Origin of the sequence: Terribacillus saccharophilus (assembly GCF_002272745.1) — a bacterium.
GTDB lineage: Bacteria > Bacillota > Bacilli > Bacillales > Amphibacillaceae > Terribacillus > Terribacillus saccharophilus_B.
In genome coordinates, this window is sequence record NZ_NPBD01000002.1 from 189324 (window position 1) to 206442 (window position 17119).

At 43.4% G+C, this 17119-nt stretch carries 19 protein-coding genes; all 19 read left to right on the forward strand.

The features are described from left to right. The 19 genes from CHH58_RS02785 to CHH58_RS02875 are packed head-to-tail and all read left to right on the forward strand — an operon-like array spanning position 1 to position 17107. A complete protein-coding gene (locus CHH58_RS02785; protein ID WP_095230125.1) occupies positions 1-639 on the forward strand; it encodes a MotE family protein in 639 nt (212 codons plus the stop codon). Then, entirely contained in the window at positions 632-2023 is a 1392-nt protein-coding gene (locus CHH58_RS02790; RefSeq protein WP_170937504.1) for a flagellar hook-length control protein FliK, read from the forward strand. The genes CHH58_RS02785 and CHH58_RS02790 overlap by 8 nt, the downstream gene beginning before the upstream one ends. Then, a complete protein-coding gene (locus CHH58_RS02795; protein ID WP_095230129.1) occupies positions 2020-2463 on the forward strand; it encodes a flagellar hook capping FlgD N-terminal domain-containing protein in 444 nt (147 codons plus the stop codon). Before CHH58_RS02790 ends, CHH58_RS02795 begins: the two co-directional genes overlap by 4 nt. A gap of 22 nt (positions 2464-2485) precedes the next feature. Then, positions 2486-3313 carry a flagellar basal body rod protein FlgG gene (gene flgG / locus CHH58_RS02800; RefSeq protein WP_095230131.1) on the forward strand — a complete coding sequence of 276 codons (828 nt, stop codon included), beginning with the start codon at positions 2486-2488 and terminating at the stop codon, positions 3311-3313. A gap of 38 nt (positions 3314-3351) precedes the next feature. After that, complete coding sequence (locus tag CHH58_RS02805) at positions 3352-3570, forward strand: flagellar FlbD family protein (RefSeq protein WP_095223124.1); 219 nt, start codon at positions 3352-3354, stop codon at positions 3568-3570. Further along, the gene (locus tag CHH58_RS02810) at positions 3560-3973 is read left to right on the forward strand and encodes a flagellar basal body-associated FliL family protein (RefSeq protein WP_095230133.1); all 414 of its coding nucleotides are present in this window, start codon (positions 3560-3562) and stop codon (positions 3971-3973) included. Before CHH58_RS02805 ends, CHH58_RS02810 begins: the two co-directional genes overlap by 11 nt. Before the next feature lie 32 nt (positions 3974-4005). Next, the gene (gene fliM, locus CHH58_RS02815; protein ID WP_095230134.1) at positions 4006-5007 is read left to right on the forward strand and encodes a flagellar motor switch protein FliM; all 1002 of its coding nucleotides are present in this window, start codon (positions 4006-4008) and stop codon (positions 5005-5007) included. Continuing rightward, on the forward strand, positions 5000-6133 hold the full coding sequence (fliY, locus tag CHH58_RS02820; RefSeq protein WP_095230136.1) for a flagellar motor switch phosphatase FliY: 1134 nt from the start codon (positions 5000-5002) through the stop codon (positions 6131-6133). The genes fliM and fliY overlap by 8 nt, the downstream gene beginning before the upstream one ends. Before the next feature lie 26 nt (positions 6134-6159). Beyond that, positions 6160-6522 carry a response regulator gene (locus CHH58_RS02825; RefSeq protein WP_095217667.1) on the forward strand — a complete coding sequence of 121 codons (363 nt, stop codon included), beginning with the start codon at positions 6160-6162 and terminating at the stop codon, positions 6520-6522. Positions 6523-6538: 16 nt separating this feature from the next. After that, positions 6539-7225 (forward strand): flagellar biosynthetic protein FliO, encoded by a 687-nt coding sequence (locus CHH58_RS02830; RefSeq protein ID WP_095234292.1) that lies wholly within the window; start codon positions 6539-6541, stop codon positions 7223-7225. After that, positions 7218-7883: a flagellar type III secretion system pore protein FliP gene (gene fliP, locus CHH58_RS02835; protein ID WP_038560221.1), complete on the forward strand. Its 666-nt coding sequence runs from the start codon at positions 7218-7220 to the stop codon at positions 7881-7883. The genes CHH58_RS02830 and fliP overlap by 8 nt, the downstream gene beginning before the upstream one ends. 22 nt (positions 7884-7905) lie before the next feature. Then, entirely contained in the window at positions 7906-8175 is a 270-nt protein-coding gene (gene fliQ, locus CHH58_RS02840) for a flagellar biosynthesis protein FliQ (RefSeq protein WP_038560224.1), read from the forward strand. A gap of 4 nt (positions 8176-8179) precedes the next feature. Further along, on the forward strand, positions 8180-8959 hold the full coding sequence (fliR, locus tag CHH58_RS02845; protein ID WP_093879834.1) for a flagellar biosynthetic protein FliR: 780 nt from the start codon (positions 8180-8182) through the stop codon (positions 8957-8959). Continuing rightward, positions 8960-10039: a flagellar biosynthesis protein FlhB gene (gene flhB, locus CHH58_RS02850; protein ID WP_095230140.1), complete on the forward strand. Its 1080-nt coding sequence runs from the start codon at positions 8960-8962 to the stop codon at positions 10037-10039. Between the two features lie 18 nt (positions 10040-10057). Beyond that, positions 10058-12091 (forward strand): flagellar biosynthesis protein FlhA, encoded by a 2034-nt coding sequence (gene flhA, locus CHH58_RS02855; RefSeq protein WP_095232627.1) that lies wholly within the window; start codon positions 10058-10060, stop codon positions 12089-12091. Next, on the forward strand, positions 12088-13191 hold the full coding sequence (flhF, locus tag CHH58_RS02860; protein ID WP_095230144.1) for a flagellar biosynthesis protein FlhF: 1104 nt from the start codon (positions 12088-12090) through the stop codon (positions 13189-13191). The genes flhA and flhF overlap by 4 nt, the downstream gene beginning before the upstream one ends. Next, on the forward strand, positions 13184-14068 hold the full coding sequence (locus CHH58_RS02865; RefSeq protein ID WP_095230146.1) for a MinD/ParA family protein: 885 nt from the start codon (positions 13184-13186) through the stop codon (positions 14066-14068). The genes flhF and CHH58_RS02865 overlap by 8 nt, the downstream gene beginning before the upstream one ends. Continuing rightward, positions 14040-15116 carry a protein-glutamate methylesterase/protein-glutamine glutaminase gene (locus CHH58_RS02870; RefSeq protein WP_095230148.1) on the forward strand — a complete coding sequence of 359 codons (1077 nt, stop codon included), beginning with the start codon at positions 14040-14042 and terminating at the stop codon, positions 15114-15116. Before CHH58_RS02865 ends, CHH58_RS02870 begins: the two co-directional genes overlap by 29 nt. Continuing rightward, a complete protein-coding gene (locus CHH58_RS02875; RefSeq protein WP_095230150.1) occupies positions 15107-17107 on the forward strand; it encodes a chemotaxis protein CheA in 2001 nt (666 codons plus the stop codon). The genes CHH58_RS02870 and CHH58_RS02875 overlap by 10 nt, the downstream gene beginning before the upstream one ends. The last annotated feature ends 12 nt before the right edge of the window (positions 17108-17119 follow it).

Sequence of the window (17119 nt, forward strand, 5' to 3'; positions counted from 1 at the left end):
ATGGTAAAACAAAAAAAAGACCAACAAAAGAAAAAAGGCAAAGGAAAAGGGTTTATCCTCTACTTCTTACTGCCTGTCGTACTGGCAGCAGCGCTTGTGATTGCTATTTTAGAGTTCTCAGGCGTCTCTGTAGCAAAGCTTGCCTCTGGCATTCCGGTCATAGGGAACATGGTCAGTGATGAAACTGCCGCAACAACGGGCGGTACAGCTGATGCAGAAAAGCTAAAACAGCAGCTTAAGGATCAGCAAGCGACCATCGACATGATGAAAGAGACAGAGGATGCTAAAAATACGGAGATTGACGATCTAAATCAGCAAATCGTCAAACTGGAAAATCAGATTAATGGCACTGAACCAAAAACTGATACAGCTGCAGCGCAATCAGCCTCAACTACAGCTGAAGGGGAAGAAGTTTCAACCCCATACAAAGATGCAGCATCTTCATTCAGTAAGATGGATGATGCAAAAGCAGCGGCAATCATCAGTAAGCTGGATAATGAGAAGGCTCTAGGTGTCCTTCAGGAACTTTCTGGTAAAAAACGAGGAACCATTCTCGCTGCAATGGATCCTGAGGCAGCAGCTTCCTATACGAGTGCAATGGTTGACGATGCGGAAAAGGAGGGAGAGGCAGTTGAATAATGTCATTATATCTATGCTCCCGACAAGCATCACTCCAAAAATGCAACAAAACACATCTGCACCTTCTGATAGGTTCCAAAGTCTATTCCAGCAAGTCAGTTCCAAAACAAATGAGTCGACTGTAGATGATTTTCAAACTGGTAATGAATCAATGTTATTAGATATGCAAGATCAGCAGGATATGCAGGTTATTCTGGATGCATTATTCGACAAAGTCCCATCCGATGGTACCCTGGAGCTAGAAGAGCAGCCTGAAGATGCTTGGGGACTGCTGGAACAAGTGTTTGGAGAAGATCAGCTAGCTGCTTATCTACCAACACAATTAAAGGAAATGGCAGAGAAGGTTTTACAGACTATTAAACCGATTGATAAAGAATCGGCTGTGAGTGACCTTTTAGAGCAGCTTGGACAGTTGCAGGAGCAGTTGACGAATGGCAGCCTTCCTGCTGTAACAGGACTGGTAAGCAATAATGCAAAAGAGATAGTTTCTCTGCAAACTTTGCCGAGTACAAATTTTTCAACAATGTCTCTGCTAAACAAGAAGGAAACTCAAGTTACCAAGTCCGCTGTAGATAATACTTCTGTCCAGAAGGCAGTAAATAACGAAGTAGTTTCAGAGACCTTGTCAGCCAAATTGGATAGACGCGACACGCTATCTGTTCTATCGAATCGTTTGTTGACAGGATCCAGCCTGCTGGAATCCCAGGCTGCTAGAAATCAAACAGCTTTGACGCAGCAGTCAGGGACAAAACTAACAGAGACTGCTAATGCGGTTCGACAGCTTGTAGACGCAGCAGTTAATGGCGGAGAAGAAAAAATAACTACTAGCACTGCAGCGACACAGCAGCGTGATTCTCAGGTTGTGGATCAAAAGCAAGTTAGCTTGTTTCAGGTTCCGAAGCAGGAACAGCTTGTTTTCCATTTGAAACAAGTTGATCAGACGCCAGAGCAAGCAAGTGAGGAGCTTATCCAAAAGCTCGAACAAGCAGTGAAGTTCAGCGGCATTTTATCTGACAGAAATGGCTTAAAGGAATTGTCAATTCAGCTTAAGCCGGGTAATTTAGGCGATTTACAAGTGAAATTAGTCCGTGAGAATGGAGACATCACCGTTCAGATTCTTGCAACATCAAAACAGGCTAAAGATTTGCTTGAATCCAATATATCAAGTCTCAAGCATATGTTCTCACCTCATCAGGTAACAATCGCAGAGCGAGCAGATCAATTCCAGACAACGTCCGCTGAAAGTTATGATCAGCAGGCGTTCCAGGAAAAAGATGAGGAACAGCCAAATCAGCAGCAGAGACAGCAGGAAAATGTAGTTCCTGAAGAAAATCAATCCACCTTTGCGGACATTTTGCTTGAACAAAAGGAGATTAAGATATGACAACCACAGGAGCAATTGACTCCAGCTATTATCTGGACTCACAAAGCAAGCGAACGCCCAGTTCAACACTTGATAAAGATGATTTTCTCCAGATTCTAATGGTTCAGCTGCAAAACCAGGATCCTACAAGTCCCATGGATGATTCGAAGTTTGTAGATCAAATGACTTCTTTCACCACCTTGGAACAGGTTATGAATATGTCTGAAGCTGTTGAATATATGGCCGGAAATTCATCGATTATGTCGCCGGTTCTCGAGTACAGTCATATGATTGATAAAAATGTCACTTATAACGAATATGACGTGGATACAGGGGAGATCACAGACACCATTACAAGTAAGGTGACAGCTGTGACACAGCAAGGCGGCTATGCCGTCTTGGAATTGGAAAATGGGAAATCGATTTTCGCAGATGCAGTAACTAAAGTAAGTAATAAATAATAAACGATAAGGATGATGAAGCATGTTACGCTCACTTTACTCTGGTATTTCCGGTATGAAAGGTTCACAGACAAACTTGGATGTAATTGGTAACAATATCGCTAACGTAAATACGGCAGGATATAAGAAAAGCAGAATTACTTTCCAAGATTTGATGAATCAGCAAATAAAAGCATCGAATGATCCTACAGCAACAACAGGTGGTACGAATGCCAGCCAAGTCGGATTAGGTTCCAAGATCGGTTCAATTGATAATGTACATACACAAGGTAACCGTCAGAATACTGATCGAACACTTGATTTAGCTCTTGAAGGGGACGGTATGTTCATCGTTTCCTCTTCTCCAACTGGTAATAACGATTTGAATTCAGCTGAAGTTGGGTTTACTCGTGCAGGAAACTTCTACCTGGATGGAGATGGAAGAGTTGTGAATAGCAGCGGGCTATTCCTACTGGGTACTGATGGAGAGGCAATAACTGTACCAGAAGGTGCTACTAGTCTTAGTATCAATTCACAAGGTGAAGTAACATACAATTCTGAAGACGGAACGCTTGATGTAGCTGGGACTATCGGTTTGGCGAAGTTCTCCAATCCTGATGGCTTGATTAAGAATGGAAACAGTACGTATCGAAACACACCTAACGCAGGGTTGCTTGGTGGTGGTACTATATCAGCTCCAGGTGAAAATGGTACAGCTGACATCGTCTCCGGTGCTCTGGAAATGTCTAACGTAGACCTTTCTGAGGAGTTCACGAACATGATTATCGCGCAGCGTGGATTCCAGGCAAATACTAGAATCATCACTACATCCGATCAGATTCTAGAAGAGCTTGTTAACCTGAAACGTTAAGAAGGGGGTGAGGGGAGTTTTCAGCTCCCTTTCATAGCATGATTCAGCTAACAAGATTAAATGGAGAATCATTAACATTGAATGCACTATTCATTGAACAGATACAATCTTTTCCCGACACAACGATCACACTTACATCCAGCAAGAAGATTATTGTTCGGGAGTCGGAGATAGAAGTGGCGAGAAAAATACGCGAATTCTATCAATCTATCGGTTTGATTGGTGTGAAGGAGAAACAAGAAAAAAATGAACGCTAAAGTTATCATTATTATTTTATCGGTTGTCGTCATTTTAGGGGCTGGCGGTTTTGTAGCATGGAATTTCTTCACGAGCCCTACGTCAGAGGCTAAAGAACCTTCGGCAACTGAGCTTGCTGAATATTCAGTAGCAACAGATGAGATCACGACTGATTTGGAGGATGGCAGTATCGTCCGGATCCAATTCCAGCTCATCACAGATGGCGAGAAAGCGAAGGAAGAAGTAACAGCACGACAGTTCCAGCTGAAAAATATCGTAATCAAGGAAATGACTACGATCAACAAAGAGGATTTCCAGGCCGGATTGACTGACTTGGAAGAAAACCTTAAGAAAAAATTGAATGAAGAAATGCAAGAAGGCAAGATCGAAGATGTATATACGATCAGCAAAGTACTACAATAAACCACTGAAAAGCAGGAACGGAGGTGACGTGCATGGCAGAAGAGGTCTTATCACAGAATGAGATCGATGCACTGTTATCCGCTATATCTTCCGGTGAGATGGATGCAGATGAGCTGAAACAGGATGAGAAAGCCAAAAAAGTAAAAACGTACGACTTCAAACGGGCACTCCGTTTCTCGAAGGATCAGATTCGCAGTCTTACACGTATTCATGAGAATTTCGCCAGATTGCTGACAACGTTCTATTCTGCGAGACTGCGGACATTTGTTCAGATATCGGTTGCATCTGTAGATCAAGTGCCTTACGAGGAGTTCATACGATCTATTCCGACAATGACTATCTTAAACACATATAGTTTAGCACCGCTCGAGGGTAAAATTCTGATTGAGTATGATCCGACCATTGCTTTTGCGATGCTGGATAGGACACTTGGCGGAAGCGGCGGCAGTGTGAATAAGATCAACAATCTTACAGAAATTGAAACGACTTTGATGACTCAGTTTTTAGAGTCTGGTATGGAGAATCTTAAAGCTGCCTGGCAGTCAGTGGAAGACGTTGATCCAGTGATGGAAGAATTTGAGGTGAATCCGCAATTTATTCAGATGGTTTCTCCAAATGAAACTGTTGTCGTTGTCACGCTGAATTCTACCATTGGAGAAACGTCCGGCATGATCAATATCTGTATTCCGCATGTTGTGCTGGAGCCGATTGTATCGAAGCTTTCCATTCATTATTGGATGCAGGCTCCTGTAGACAAACAAGGCAATGAATCAGAATGGCGAGATTTATCCGCGAGTATTCAGAAAGCTTCTATCGATTTAAAGGCAATCCTCGGGGAGACATCGATTCAAGTAGAAGAGTTAATGAACCTTAGAGAAGGTGACGTTTTGATGCTGAATCAGCAGATTGACCGTCCTCTTGATGTGAAAGTAGACAATCAAGTGAAGTTCAAAGCGCAGCCAGGTAAACAGAAAAATAGAATGGCGATACAAGTAATGGAAGAGATTGAAACAGGGGGGGAAGAAAATGAGTGACAATATGTTGTCTCAAGAAGAGATAGATGCATTATTAAATGGAACATCCGACAATTCAAACAGCACAGATGATGAGCAGCTCCTCCCTGAGGAAGATTTGAATAGTATGGAAGTTGATGCACTAGGTGAGATTGGCAATATATCGTTTGGCAGTTCAGCAACAACACTATCGACACTTTTGAATCAAAAAGTCGATATCACGACGCCAAAAACTGCTGTGATAAATAGATCGGAATTATATGATAAGTTTCCGCAGCCGAATGTGGCGATTGAGGTCAGTTATACAGAAGGATTCGCCGGGGCCAACCTTTTTGTTATTAAACAGAGTGATGCAGCTATAATTGCAGACTTGATGCTCGGCGGTGACGGGAACACTCCTGCTGAAGAATTCAATGAAATTCATCAGAGTGCTGTACAAGAAGCAATGAATCAAATGATGGGCGCAGCTGCTACGAGTATGAGTACTGTATTCAGCAAAAAGATTGATATTTCTCCGCCATCAATTGCACTGATGGATCTTTCTGCTGGTACTGGGGCCGAAAAACTGCCTGAGGATGAACAACTAGTAAGTGTCTCCTTTGATTTAAAGATTGGTAACTTGATAGATTCTTCTATCATGCAGCTTTTGTCGACAGAATTTGCCAAGGATATGGTGAACGAGCTGCTTCATCCAGCTCCCGAAGAGCCAGAAGCTGCAGCTGTACCACAGCAACCAGCTCCGAGCCAGCCTCAGCCAACTATTCAGGAAGCACCAATGCAAACGATGCAGCAAACTGCACCGCCGCGGCCAGCTCCGCCTGCACCGAATGTGCAGCAAGCAGCATTCACGAGCTTTGATACACCAGCAACTCCGCCTGCTGAGCAGCCGCGCAACCTTGACTTGCTGATGGATATACCGCTAAAAGTATCGGTTGAGCTTGGCAGGACAAAACGCACCATCAAGGAAATCCTTGAGCTTTCTGTCGGTTCCGTTGTGGAATTGGACAAGCTTGCCGGAGAACCGGTGGATATACATGTAAATGATAAATTGATAGCTAAAGGCGAAGTAGTCGTTATCGAAGAGAATTTCGGTGTGCGCGTTACTGACATCTTAAGCCAAACAGACAGATTGAAATCAATTAACTAATTTGACCATTGAGAGGAAGAGAAAATATGGGAAACAGAATTTTAATCGTAGACGACGCTGCATTCATGCGCATGATGATCAAGGATATTTTAACTAAGAACGGCTTTGAAGTAGTGGGGGAAGCACAAGATGGACAGCAGGCAGTAGAAAAATACAAGGAACTAACTCCGGATCTTGTGACGATGGATATCACAATGCCTGAAATGGATGGAATCGCTGCGATGAAAGAAATCAGAAGTCAATATCCTGATGCAAAAGTCATCATGTGTTCTGCGATGGGCCAGCAAGCGATGGTTATCGATGCTATACAAGCAGGTGCGAAGGACTTTATTGTCAAACCATTCCAAGCAGATCGCGTTGTAGAGGCAATTCAAAAAGCATTAAGCTAAAAAAGGTGAGTAGGAAATGATGAAAAGAACAGTCTGGGCATGCATGCTCGTCGTATTGCTGCATCTTATCCTTTCTCCTGTTTCTGCCGAAGCGGCAGCAAGCGTGGAGGATTGTTTAAAAGAAGGTGCAGCCCAATCAGATGACTGCAAAGATATGAATGAAGCCGGAAACCAACAAGAAAATACACCAACAGTAGATTCGGCTGATTCAGCAGCTGGAGGCACATCGACCTTCCTGAATCTGGTCAAGCTTGCATTGGCTCTAATCGTCGTGCTCGGACTGATCTATGTCCTACTGAAGTTTTTAAATAAGCGGAATCGGCTGTTTCAGCAGGTACGGGCTATGGAGAACATAGGCGGTATTGCACTAGGTAACAACAAATCCGTACAGATTGTCCGGGTCGGTGAAAAAGTATTTATGCTGGGTGTCGGAGACAATGTCGATTTGCTTACAGAAATTAAGGATGAGCAAACGATTAAGGAACTGTCAGAACAGGATCAGCAGGAAATGAAGGCATCTGCCCTGCTGGCGAACATTCTGCCGAACAGAAAACAGCAGCAAGAAGAGAAGCAGCAAGACAAACCGGAACAAAATGAATCTGCTAGCAATTTCCAGGATCTTTTCAAAGAGGAAATAGGGAAGCTGAAGCAGTCAAGAAATAGGTTGAAACAGCAGCAAAGGAAGGATACAGACAATGAATGATTTTATCAATATATTTTCTGGAACCGACCCCGAGAATGTATCTACCTCGGTCAAATTGCTGTTATTATTGACTGTTTTTTCCCTGGCACCAGGAATACTGATTCTGATGACCTGCTTTACACGGATTGTGGTAGTTCTATCGTTTGTACGAATGAGTTTAGGTACACAGCAGACACCACCGACGCAAGTTTTGATCGGAATTGCATTATTCATGACTTTCTTTATCATGGCGCCGACTTTCAATGAGATAAATGATCAGGCTATTACGCCGTTGATGAATGATGAAATATCACTAGATGAGGCTTATACAGAAGCGAGCGGTCCGATCAAGATGTTCATGGCGGAAGAAACGCGACAAAAGGATTTATCTTTATTTATGAATTATGCCGGTATCGAAAGACCGGAATCAGTCGAAGATATTCCGCTAACAACGCTTGTACCGGCCTTTGCAATCAGTGAGTTGAAGACGGCCTTCCAAATGGGTTTCATGATCTTCATCCCTTTCCTTGTTATTGATATGGCAGTAGCAAGTATCCTCATGTCGATGGGTATGATGATGCTGCCGCCAGTAATCATTTCATTACCATTTAAAATTTTGTTATTCATCTTGGTAGATGGCTGGTATCTGGTCACATCCTCGTTACTGCGAGGGTTTTAGCAAATGAAGGAGCGTAACGTTTATGAGCAGTGAATTTGTTATTTCCATCGCAGAACGCGGAATTTATACAGTGCTGATTGTCAGTGGACCTTTGCTTATTCTGGCACTTGCTGTCGGGTTGATTGTCAGTATATTTCAAGCAACGACACAAATACAGGAACAGACGCTAGCGTTTATTCCTAAAATAGTTGCTGTATTAGTAGGTTTGGTTTTCTTTGGTCCCTGGATGCTGACAAGAATGGTCGAATTCACCGCAGGTATCCTTGAGAATCTGGATCGGTTTGTGGGCTGAGTAGATGCTGTCGCAAATTGATTATACCGTTGTACCAGCATTTGCATTAATTTTAGTTCGTCTTGTTGCTTTTTTTGTTACGGTACCTCTGTTTTCTTACAGAAACGTACCAACAACATTCAAGATTGGCTTCAGCTTCTTCCTTGCCATGATTATTTTCTTTACGATCGATCGGCCGACAGTTCCAGTTGACCACACGTATTTTCTATTACTTTTTAAGGAGGCAATGGTAGGACTGTCAATCGGACTGCTCGCTTTCATAGTTATCCAAGCAATCAATGTTGCTGGAGGATTAATCGACTTTCAGATGGGTTTTGCAATTGCCAATGTCATTGATCCTGTTACAAGAGCTCAAAGTCCTCTTACGGGGCAATTTCTTTATACGATTGCTACGCTGTTCCTGCTGTCTGTCAATGGTCATTTGCTCTTGATTGATGGTATTTTTTACAGTTATCAGCTTATTCCATTGGATGAGATGGTACCATTCGGTGATCAGTCGATTGTAGAACTGGTGCTCCGTTCCTTCAGCCAAATGTTCCTTATTGCATTCCAGATGAGCATCCCTCTTGTCGGATGTTTGTTTCTGGTCGATGTAGCTATTGGGATAGTTGCTAGAACAGTACCGCAGCTGAACGTATTTGTCGTAGGTCCTCCTATCAAGATATTAATAGCTTTTGTACTGCTGTTCCTATCAATGGGTATCTATATGACAGTAGTTCGGCAGTTGTTCGACTATATGCTTGTAACAATGCGCGATCTGATGGTGCTGTTTGGAGGGGCTTAAATGAAATATCGTTTGGACCTGCAGTTTTTCGCTGGTGAAAAGACAGAGAAAGCAACTCCTAAAAAACAGCAGGATACTAGGAAAAAAGGACAAGTGGCCAAGAGTCAGGATGTCAATACTGCAATATTACTTTTATTCTCTTTAGGACTCTTAGCGTTGATGGGCGGTTATTTTAAGGACCAGTTCCTCCAGCTTTTCACACATGTATTCAGTCACTATCTCACCCAGGATATTACTGCGAATACTGTGCAGACACTGCTTGTGGAGATGAGTATATCTCTTGCGAAAATAGTCGGTCCGGTGATGGGGATTGCTATTCTGGCTGGATTGGTCTCCAATTTCGCGCAGTTCGGATTGCTTTTCAGCGGGGAAACAATCAAGTTTGACTTAAAAAAAATTGATCCAATTCAAGGAGCAAAACGGATTTTTTCAGTCCGGGCTTTGGTCGAACTACTAAAATCCTTGCTCAAGATTGGATTGGTAGGAGCGGTAGCATTTTATGTACTTTGGCAGAACATGGATACGGTTATGACTATGTTCACAAAGTCTCCTGAAAATGCAATGCAGTTTTTTGGAAAGATAACGTTAAACATGGGTTTTGCAGCAACCATTGCCTTGTTATTTGTTGCAGTGCTGGATTATGCATATCAGCGATTTGACTTTGCAAAGAACATTCGGATGTCCAAGCAGGACATCAAGGATGAGTATAAGAATATGGAAGGAAATCCTTTGATTCGTTCCAAAATTAAAGAAAAGCAGCGCCAAATGTCCATGATGCGTATGATGAGCGAGGTTCCAAAAGCAGATGTAGTTATCACGAACCCAACCCACTTCGCAATTGCTATTAAATATGACGACACGAAGTCGGATACACCGATCGTCATAGCGAAAGGTATGGATCATGTAGCACTGAAAATCAAGGAAATAGCTAAAGCGAACAATGTGACAATGGTAGAAAACAGACCGCTGGCACGCGGATTATATAAGAATGTGGAGCTGAACCAGCCGATACAGGAAGAATTCTTCCAGGCGGTTGCGGAAGTGCTCGCCTTTGTTTACCGCACGGAGCGTAAAATGTAAGAGAAGAGGAATTACAACATGAAACTTAAGGATATGTCAGTACTTATAGCAGTAATATTAGTGATCGTCATGCTGATCATTCCGTTGCCGGATTGGCTTCTGAGCATTCTAATCCTGACGAATATCTCGCTTGCTTTGATTGTCATTCTGGTGGCGATGAATACGGAGGAAGCACTGCAATTCTCGATCTTCCCTACTCTCTTACTTTTGCTTACGCTCTTCAGGTTGGCATTGAATATATCGACGACAAGAGCAATCCTTTCCGAAGGCCATGCCGGCGGTGTAGTAGAGACTTTCGGCAGCTTTGTAATCGGCGATAATCCGCTTGTTGGGTTTGTTGTATTTATCATTTTGGTTATCATCCAATTTCTGGTCATCACGAAGGGTTCGGAGCGAGTATCTGAAGTAGCTGCCCGGTTCACACTTGATGCGATGCCAGGGAAGCAGATGAGTATCGATGCCGATTTGAATGCTGGCATGATATCAGATGTAGAAGCCAAAAAGCGCCGTGCAAAAGTGGAGAATGAAGCAGATTTCTACGGAGCGATGGATGGTGCGAGTAAGTTCGTAAAAGGTGATGCCATTGCCGGAATCATCATCGTATTGATCAATATTGTATTCGGCTTGATCATCGGGATGATGCAAATGGGCATGAGCTTCCAGGATGCCATAAATACGTTTATGCGTCTTACTATCGGTGATGGGCTAGTTACACAAATTCCCGCTATTTTGATTTCTACCGCAACAGGTATTGTGGTGACACGGGTAGCTTCAGAAGGAAACCTGGGCAGTGACGTAACGAAACAGCTGTTCCGATATCCAAGTCTGTTATATATCGCAGCGGGGACAATTTTCATGCTCGGTTTAACACCAATCAACTTTTTCCTGACAACTACAATTGCCGCTATTCTTGCTGGAACTGGTTTATTCTTGTCCAACATTCAGAAAAAGCAGGAGACTGTTGCAGAAGTGACCGAGGAAGTGCAAGAAGAAACGACGATGAAGTCTTCGGACAATGTTGTGAATCTGTTAAGTATGGATCCTATCGAATTCGAATTCGGTTATGCGCTTATACCGCTTGCAGATACGAATCAAGGTGGGGATTTGCTGGATCGGATTGTCATGATCCGTAAACAGCTTGCCATCGAACTTGGTATTGTTATTCCGGTTGTCCGGATACGCGATAATATTCAGCTCGGTCCCAATGAATATCGTCTGAAGATAAAGGGCAACGAAGTCGCAGCTGGAGAGGTTCTACTGGACCACTACTTAGCGATGAGTCCGGGTGTGGAAGATGATGGACTGGATGGAATTGAAACACTTGAACCAGCTTTCGGGCTGCCAGCTAAGTGGATCAGTGAGGAGACGAAGGACGATGCTGAGCTATCAGGCTATACGGTCGTTGATCCTCCTTCTGTCGTATCGACCCATCTCACAGAAACCATTAAGCGCCATGCACATGAACTGCTTGGAAGACAAGAAACAAAGCAGCTTATCGATCACTTAAAGGAATCGTACCCAATCTTGGTGGAGGAAGTTACACCAGAGCCGCTTTCAGTCGGAGATGTGCAAAAGGTATTGGCAAAACTGCTGCGTGAGCATGTATCGGTTAGAAATCTGCCGGTTATTTTCGAGACGTTGGCTGATTTTGGCAGGATGACGACAGATACAGATCTGCTGGCAGAATATGCGCGACAAGCACTTGCACCGCAAATCACGAAGCAATATGTTCAAAACAGTCAGCCACTGCAGGTCATAACCGTCTCTGGAGCTGTTGAGAAGGTCATAGCAGATCATATCCAGCAAACAGAACATGGAAATTATTTATCTCTAGATCCGGAATCACAGCAGAAAATCGTACAGTCAGTTATGGAGCAAGCAGAACGTCTGTCGTTAAGAGAAGAAACAGTCATTGTTTTGTGCTCTCCTACGATCCGGATGTATGTTCGTCAACTGCTTGATCGCAGTTTGCCGCATGCAGTGGTTCTATCTTACAACGAATTGGATAATACAACAGAAATCAGGAGTGTCGGGATGGTGAATGTCGCATGAAAATGAAGAAGTATACAGCCGACACAATGCCCGAAGCAATGATTCAGATTAGACGTGAACTAGGTAAGGATGCAGTCATCCTTCGAACAAAAGAACTGACAAGCGGCGGATTTCTCGGACTCTTCAAGAAGAAGCGAATTGAAGTCATTGCGGCATTGGATCAGCAGGATCTTAATAGCAGCAATCGTAACGAGCGAAAGCCAGCTGTTTCATCCACAATGGCTCTTGAAAAGAAAGAGACGAACCAAGCTGAAACGGATTTATCAGCAGAAATTGCGGCTCTCAAAAAGGAATTAAGGTCTGCGTTTTCTAACCAGACCCGTCATTATGCATTGCCGATACAAGGTCTATATGATCGGCTTCTGCACAATGAGGTCCATGCCCAGATTGCTTCTGGACTTATGGAACGGCTCATGGAAGAAGCTTCGAGTAAAGATGTCGAACAAGTGCTGCTTAATACGTTGGTGGAACGTTTTGAAAAGGTCCAGCATCCTGCACAGTTCGATAAGAAATTCATACATCTTGTAGGTCCAACTGGGGTAGGGAAGACGACAACGATAGCCAAGCTTGCTGCGAAGAGTGCTTTAGTAGATAAAAAAAGAGTTGCTTTTATTACGACTGACACTTATAGAATTGCGGCTATCGATCAGTTGCGCACATACGCCAAAATATTGGAAGCTCCGCTTGAAGTTGCTTATTCGCTTGAAGATTATCAAGCTGCTAGAGAGAAGCTTGCAGATTATGATTTAGTATTCATCGATACAGCAGGAAGAAACTTCAAGGATTCCTCTTATGTAAAAGAGCTGGAGCGTACGCTTGACTTGCAGCATGAAGCGGAGACGTATTTGACTTTGTCCATAACAACAAGAGCTAGTGATCTGTCTGAGATTTATGATCAGTTTGCACACTTGCCGATAAAGCAGTTCATTTTCACGAAATTAGATGAAGCCAGCCGCTACGGAGGCATCTTAAACCTGATTCAGCAAGCACATATCGGTGTAGCGTATCTAACACACGGCCAGGATGTACCAGATGATATTATCGCACCATCTGCTTCTTACTTGGCAAAACGTGTGATGGAGGCGACAGCCCGTGCATGACCAAGCGGCTAAACTCCGGGCAAATGTGCAGCGCATGTCAATTGGACGCACCATAGCTGTTGCCAGCGGAAAGGGCGGAGTCGGAAAATCGAATTTCGCTCTGAACTTTTCGTTAGCTTTAAGCAAGCTTGGAAAATCAGTCTTGCTAATCGACTTGGATTTAGGAATGGGCAACATTGAAATATTGCTAGGCACTTCGGCCAAGCATACATTTGTAGAAATGATTCAGAACCGTTTAAAACTTGAACAGATTGTGGAAGCAGGACCCGATGGTCTCGACTTCATTGCTGCAGGTGCTGCGATGAATGAATTCTTTCATATGGACGGTGACGGATTCGCGCATTTCCAAACAGAGTTTGAAAGAGCGCAGCAAATCTATGACTTTGTGTTCCTTGATATGGGAGCTGGATTAACGGAAGAGAGTGCATCTTTCATCTTAGCAGCAGATGAAAGTATCGTTGTAACTACAACTGAACCTACCAGCATGATGGACGCATATGCTCTGATCAAACATATCAAGCAGCGGAATGCTGATTTGCCGATGTATCTGCTTGTAAATCGGGCAATGGACAAGCGTGAGGGGCAGGATATAGCAGCTCGGATGAAGGAAGTGATACGGACATTTCTTCATACTGAGATAATGCTTTTGGGAATCTTGCCTGAGGACAAGCAGGTTCCTAAATCGGTCAAAATGCAGGAACCATTCATAAATCAAAAGGATACAAAAGCGGGAACTAGCATAAAGCAGCTCGCAGCCACCTATCTGAAACCTGCAGCAGAAACAACAGCTAAAGAAAGAACATCTTTTATAGGCAGATTAAGAGATATTTGGACGGGAGGAACTCGCAATGGGAAAAATCCGCGTTTTAGTCGTTGATGATTCCGCTTTTATGCGGAAAATTATTTCGGATTTACTGAACAGTGATGAACGACTGGAAGTTATCGGAACAGCCCGCAACGGCAAGGATGGTATGGAGCAAATCAGTCAGCTGAAACCAGATGTAGTCACAATGGATGTAGAAATGCCGATCATGAACGGACTGGATGCGCTGAAGCAAATCATGCAGAAGCATCCGCTCCCAGTTGTCATGCTTTCCAGCTTAACGAAGCAAGGTGCAGATATGACCATTCATGCCATGTCACTCGGTGCGGTTGATTTTATTGCAAAACCGTCTGGTTCCATATCCTTGGATTTGGATAAGGTGCGGGATGAGTTGGTCGTCAAAGTTGTGGCGGCAGCATCCTCTCGTCTCTCAATCAGAGAGCAAGTAAAAGCAGCGGAGGTAAAGGTTTTTGCGAAGGCCCCTGCGAAGAATTCTGCTGATCGCAATTTGGTAGCTATTGGCACTTCTACAGGAGGTCCGAGAGCTTTACAGGAAGTTATCGGGAAACTGCCTTCTGCACTTGCTGCTCCTGTTGTTGTCGTCCAGCATATGCCGGTAGGTTTCACGAAGTCTCTGGCAGAAAGGCTGGACAGTCTAAGTGCAATTAAAGTCAAGGAAGCAGAACAAAATGAAACCTTAAGGAATGGCGTGGTTTATATCGCGCCAGGAGGATATCATCTGACGATAGTACAGGCAGACAGCAGGCTTATCGCCAAACTGACATTGGAAGACCCTGTGAAAGGGCATCGGCCTTCTGTAGACAGAATGTTCGAATCAATCAGCAGTTTGGTAAATGTGGATGTATGTACAGTCATCATGACAGGCATGGGAGCAGATGGAACTGAGGGTCTGAGAAAAATGAAAGACAAGCTGCCATCTGTATACAGCATCGGTGAATCAGCAGAATCGTGTGTTGTTTATGGGATGCCTAGGGCGGCTGCGGAAGCCGGACTGCTGCATCATGTTTGTCCGGTCCAGTCAATCGCCTCGGCAATCCAACAAAGAATCAATCTATTAGAGGGGGCCAACAAATGGAAATAGATCAGTATTTAGGTGTATTCATCGAAGAAAGCAAAGAACATCTTCAAGCCTTGAACCAGAATTTGCTGGAACTTGAAAAGCAGCCGGAAAATATCGGTGTAGTCAATGAAATTTTCCGTTCTGCTCATACGCTAAAAGGCATGTCTGCTACGATGGGTTATCAGGATTTAGCTAATTTGACACATCAAATGGAAAACGTACTCGATGCAATTCGTAACCAACAGATTAAAATCAACCCGGACATCCTGGATATTGTTTTTGACGCTGTGGATAGTCTGGAAGAAATGGTCCTCGATATTGAATCTGGAGGAGCAGGAACTAAAGAGGTAAGTGAATTGGTCAGTCAGCTTGCGGCAATTGAGTCTGGTGAGGCACCGCTTCAGGCTGCCGCAGCAGTTGCGGAGGAACCAGTCAGTGATACATCAGGTCTTATTCTGGATGAATTTGAGCTGGCGGTATTGCGGGAGAGCGAAGAAAAAGGGTTCCAAAACTTCTACACCAAAGTTACGTTGCGAGAGGATTGCATGCTTAAAGCTGCTCGAGTTTACATGGTATTCGAAGTACTTGAGTCCTTGGGTGAGGTCGTTAAAAGTAATCCGGATGTTTCCCAGCTTGAGGATGAAGCATTCGATCTGACATTTGAAGTATTACTTGTGACACAAGAGCCGAAAGAACTTATTGAGGAAAAGGTTCTCAAAGTATCGGAAATTGATGCTGTTTCCATCCAAAACTTCTTCATCGATACATATAAGCACATACAAGATGAAGGGCAAGAAGAAGTAACTGCTTCTGTGGATGAAAAAAAGGTTGAAGAAACAACAATCGAGAAAAAAGCCCAGCAGAGCAACAAGACGATTCGCGTCAATATCGAACGCCTTGACATTCTAATGAATTTGTTTGAGGAACTAGTTATAGATCGCGGCAGACTTGAGCAGATTGCTGATGATGTAAAACATCCAGAACTACATGAGACAGTAGAACGGATGGCGAGAATTTCCGGAGATCTTCAGAGTATTGTTCTGACTATGCGAATGGTATCAATTGATCAAGTATTCAATCGCTTCCCGCGCATGGTAAGACAGCTTGCAAAAGATCTTGGCAAGAAAATCGATCTGCAAATTGAAGGCGCTGAAACAGAGCTCGATCGCACAGTTATAGATGAAATTGGTGACCCACTTGTACATCTAATTCGCAATAGTCTGGATCATGGCGTTGAAACTCCGGAAGTAAGACGAGAGTTAGGTAAGCCGGAAACGGGTACAATCAAACTGAAAGCCTACCATTCTGGTAATCATGTATTTATCGATATTACCGACGATGGTGCTGGAATCAATCGGAAGAAAGTTACTGAAAAAGCAATTAATAATGGTCTTATTACAAAAGAACAAGCAGCAATCATGAATGACAACCAGGTATTCAGCTTGATTATGCAAAGCGGATTCTCAACAGCTGACACCATTTCAGATATTTCAGGTCGTGGAGTTGGGTTGGATGTTGTCAGAAATACAATCGAATCACTTGGTGGAACAATTACAATAAATTCCGAAGAAGGAAAAGGATCTATATTCAGTATTGAATTGCCGCTGACATTATCAATTATCAGTGTCCTACTTGTAGAGATCCAAAATGAGAAATATGCTGTTCCGCTATCTTCAATCATTGAGACAGCAATTATTCCGAAAGCGGATATCATGCATGTTCATAATCAAGCAGTAATCGATTTCCGGGGCAGAGTCGTTCCGCTTGTTTCCTTGAAAGAAGTTTTCCAAGTACCGGAAGTAAAAGAAGAAACGGATTATTACTCTGTGGTCATTATTAAAAAAGGTGACAAATCAGCAGGATTAATTGTGGACGGCTTTATTGGACAGCAAGAAATCGTCCTTAAATCCCTTGGAAATTACTTAACTGAAATTTTCGCTATCTCTGGAGCTACTATTTTAGGAGATGGCCAAGTAGCACTTATTATCGATAGCAATGCGTTAATTAAATAAGGAGGGTTCATC

Excerpts from the sequence above, each read along its gene's own strand:
- CHH58_RS02785 (WP_095230125.1), top strand. The coding sequence starts at position 1 with ATGGTAAAACAAAAAAAAGACCAACAAAAGAAAAAAGGCAAAGGAAAA.
- CHH58_RS02795 (WP_095230129.1), top strand. The coding sequence starts at position 2,020 with ATGACAACCACAGGAGCAATTGACTCCAGCTATTATCTGGACTCACAA.
- flgG (WP_095230131.1), top strand. The coding sequence starts at position 2,486 with ATGTTACGCTCACTTTACTCTGGTATTTCCGGTATGAAAGGTTCACAG.
- CHH58_RS02805 (WP_095223124.1), top strand. The coding sequence starts at position 3,352 with ATGATTCAGCTAACAAGATTAAATGGAGAATCATTAACATTGAATGCA.
- CHH58_RS02810 (WP_095230133.1), top strand. The coding sequence starts at position 3,560 with ATGAACGCTAAAGTTATCATTATTATTTTATCGGTTGTCGTCATTTTA.
- fliM (WP_095230134.1), top strand. The coding sequence starts at position 4,006 with ATGGCAGAAGAGGTCTTATCACAGAATGAGATCGATGCACTGTTATCC.
- fliY (WP_095230136.1), top strand. The coding sequence starts at position 5,000 with ATGAGTGACAATATGTTGTCTCAAGAAGAGATAGATGCATTATTAAAT.
- CHH58_RS02825 (WP_095217667.1), top strand. The coding sequence starts at position 6,160 with ATGGGAAACAGAATTTTAATCGTAGACGACGCTGCATTCATGCGCATG.
- CHH58_RS02830 (WP_095234292.1), top strand. The coding sequence starts at position 6,539 with ATGATGAAAAGAACAGTCTGGGCATGCATGCTCGTCGTATTGCTGCAT.
- fliP (WP_038560221.1), top strand. The coding sequence starts at position 7,218 with ATGAATGATTTTATCAATATATTTTCTGGAACCGACCCCGAGAATGTA.
- fliQ (WP_038560224.1), top strand. The coding sequence starts at position 7,906 with ATGAGCAGTGAATTTGTTATTTCCATCGCAGAACGCGGAATTTATACA.
- fliR (WP_093879834.1), top strand. The coding sequence starts at position 8,180 with ATGCTGTCGCAAATTGATTATACCGTTGTACCAGCATTTGCATTAATT.
- flhB (WP_095230140.1), top strand. The coding sequence starts at position 8,960 with ATGAAATATCGTTTGGACCTGCAGTTTTTCGCTGGTGAAAAGACAGAG.
- flhA (WP_095232627.1), top strand. The coding sequence starts at position 10,058 with ATGAAACTTAAGGATATGTCAGTACTTATAGCAGTAATATTAGTGATC.
- flhF (WP_095230144.1), top strand. The coding sequence starts at position 12,088 with ATGAAAATGAAGAAGTATACAGCCGACACAATGCCCGAAGCAATGATT.
- CHH58_RS02870 (WP_095230148.1), top strand. The coding sequence starts at position 14,040 with ATGGGAAAAATCCGCGTTTTAGTCGTTGATGATTCCGCTTTTATGCGG.
- CHH58_RS02875 (WP_095230150.1), top strand. The coding sequence starts at position 15,107 with ATGGAAATAGATCAGTATTTAGGTGTATTCATCGAAGAAAGCAAAGAA.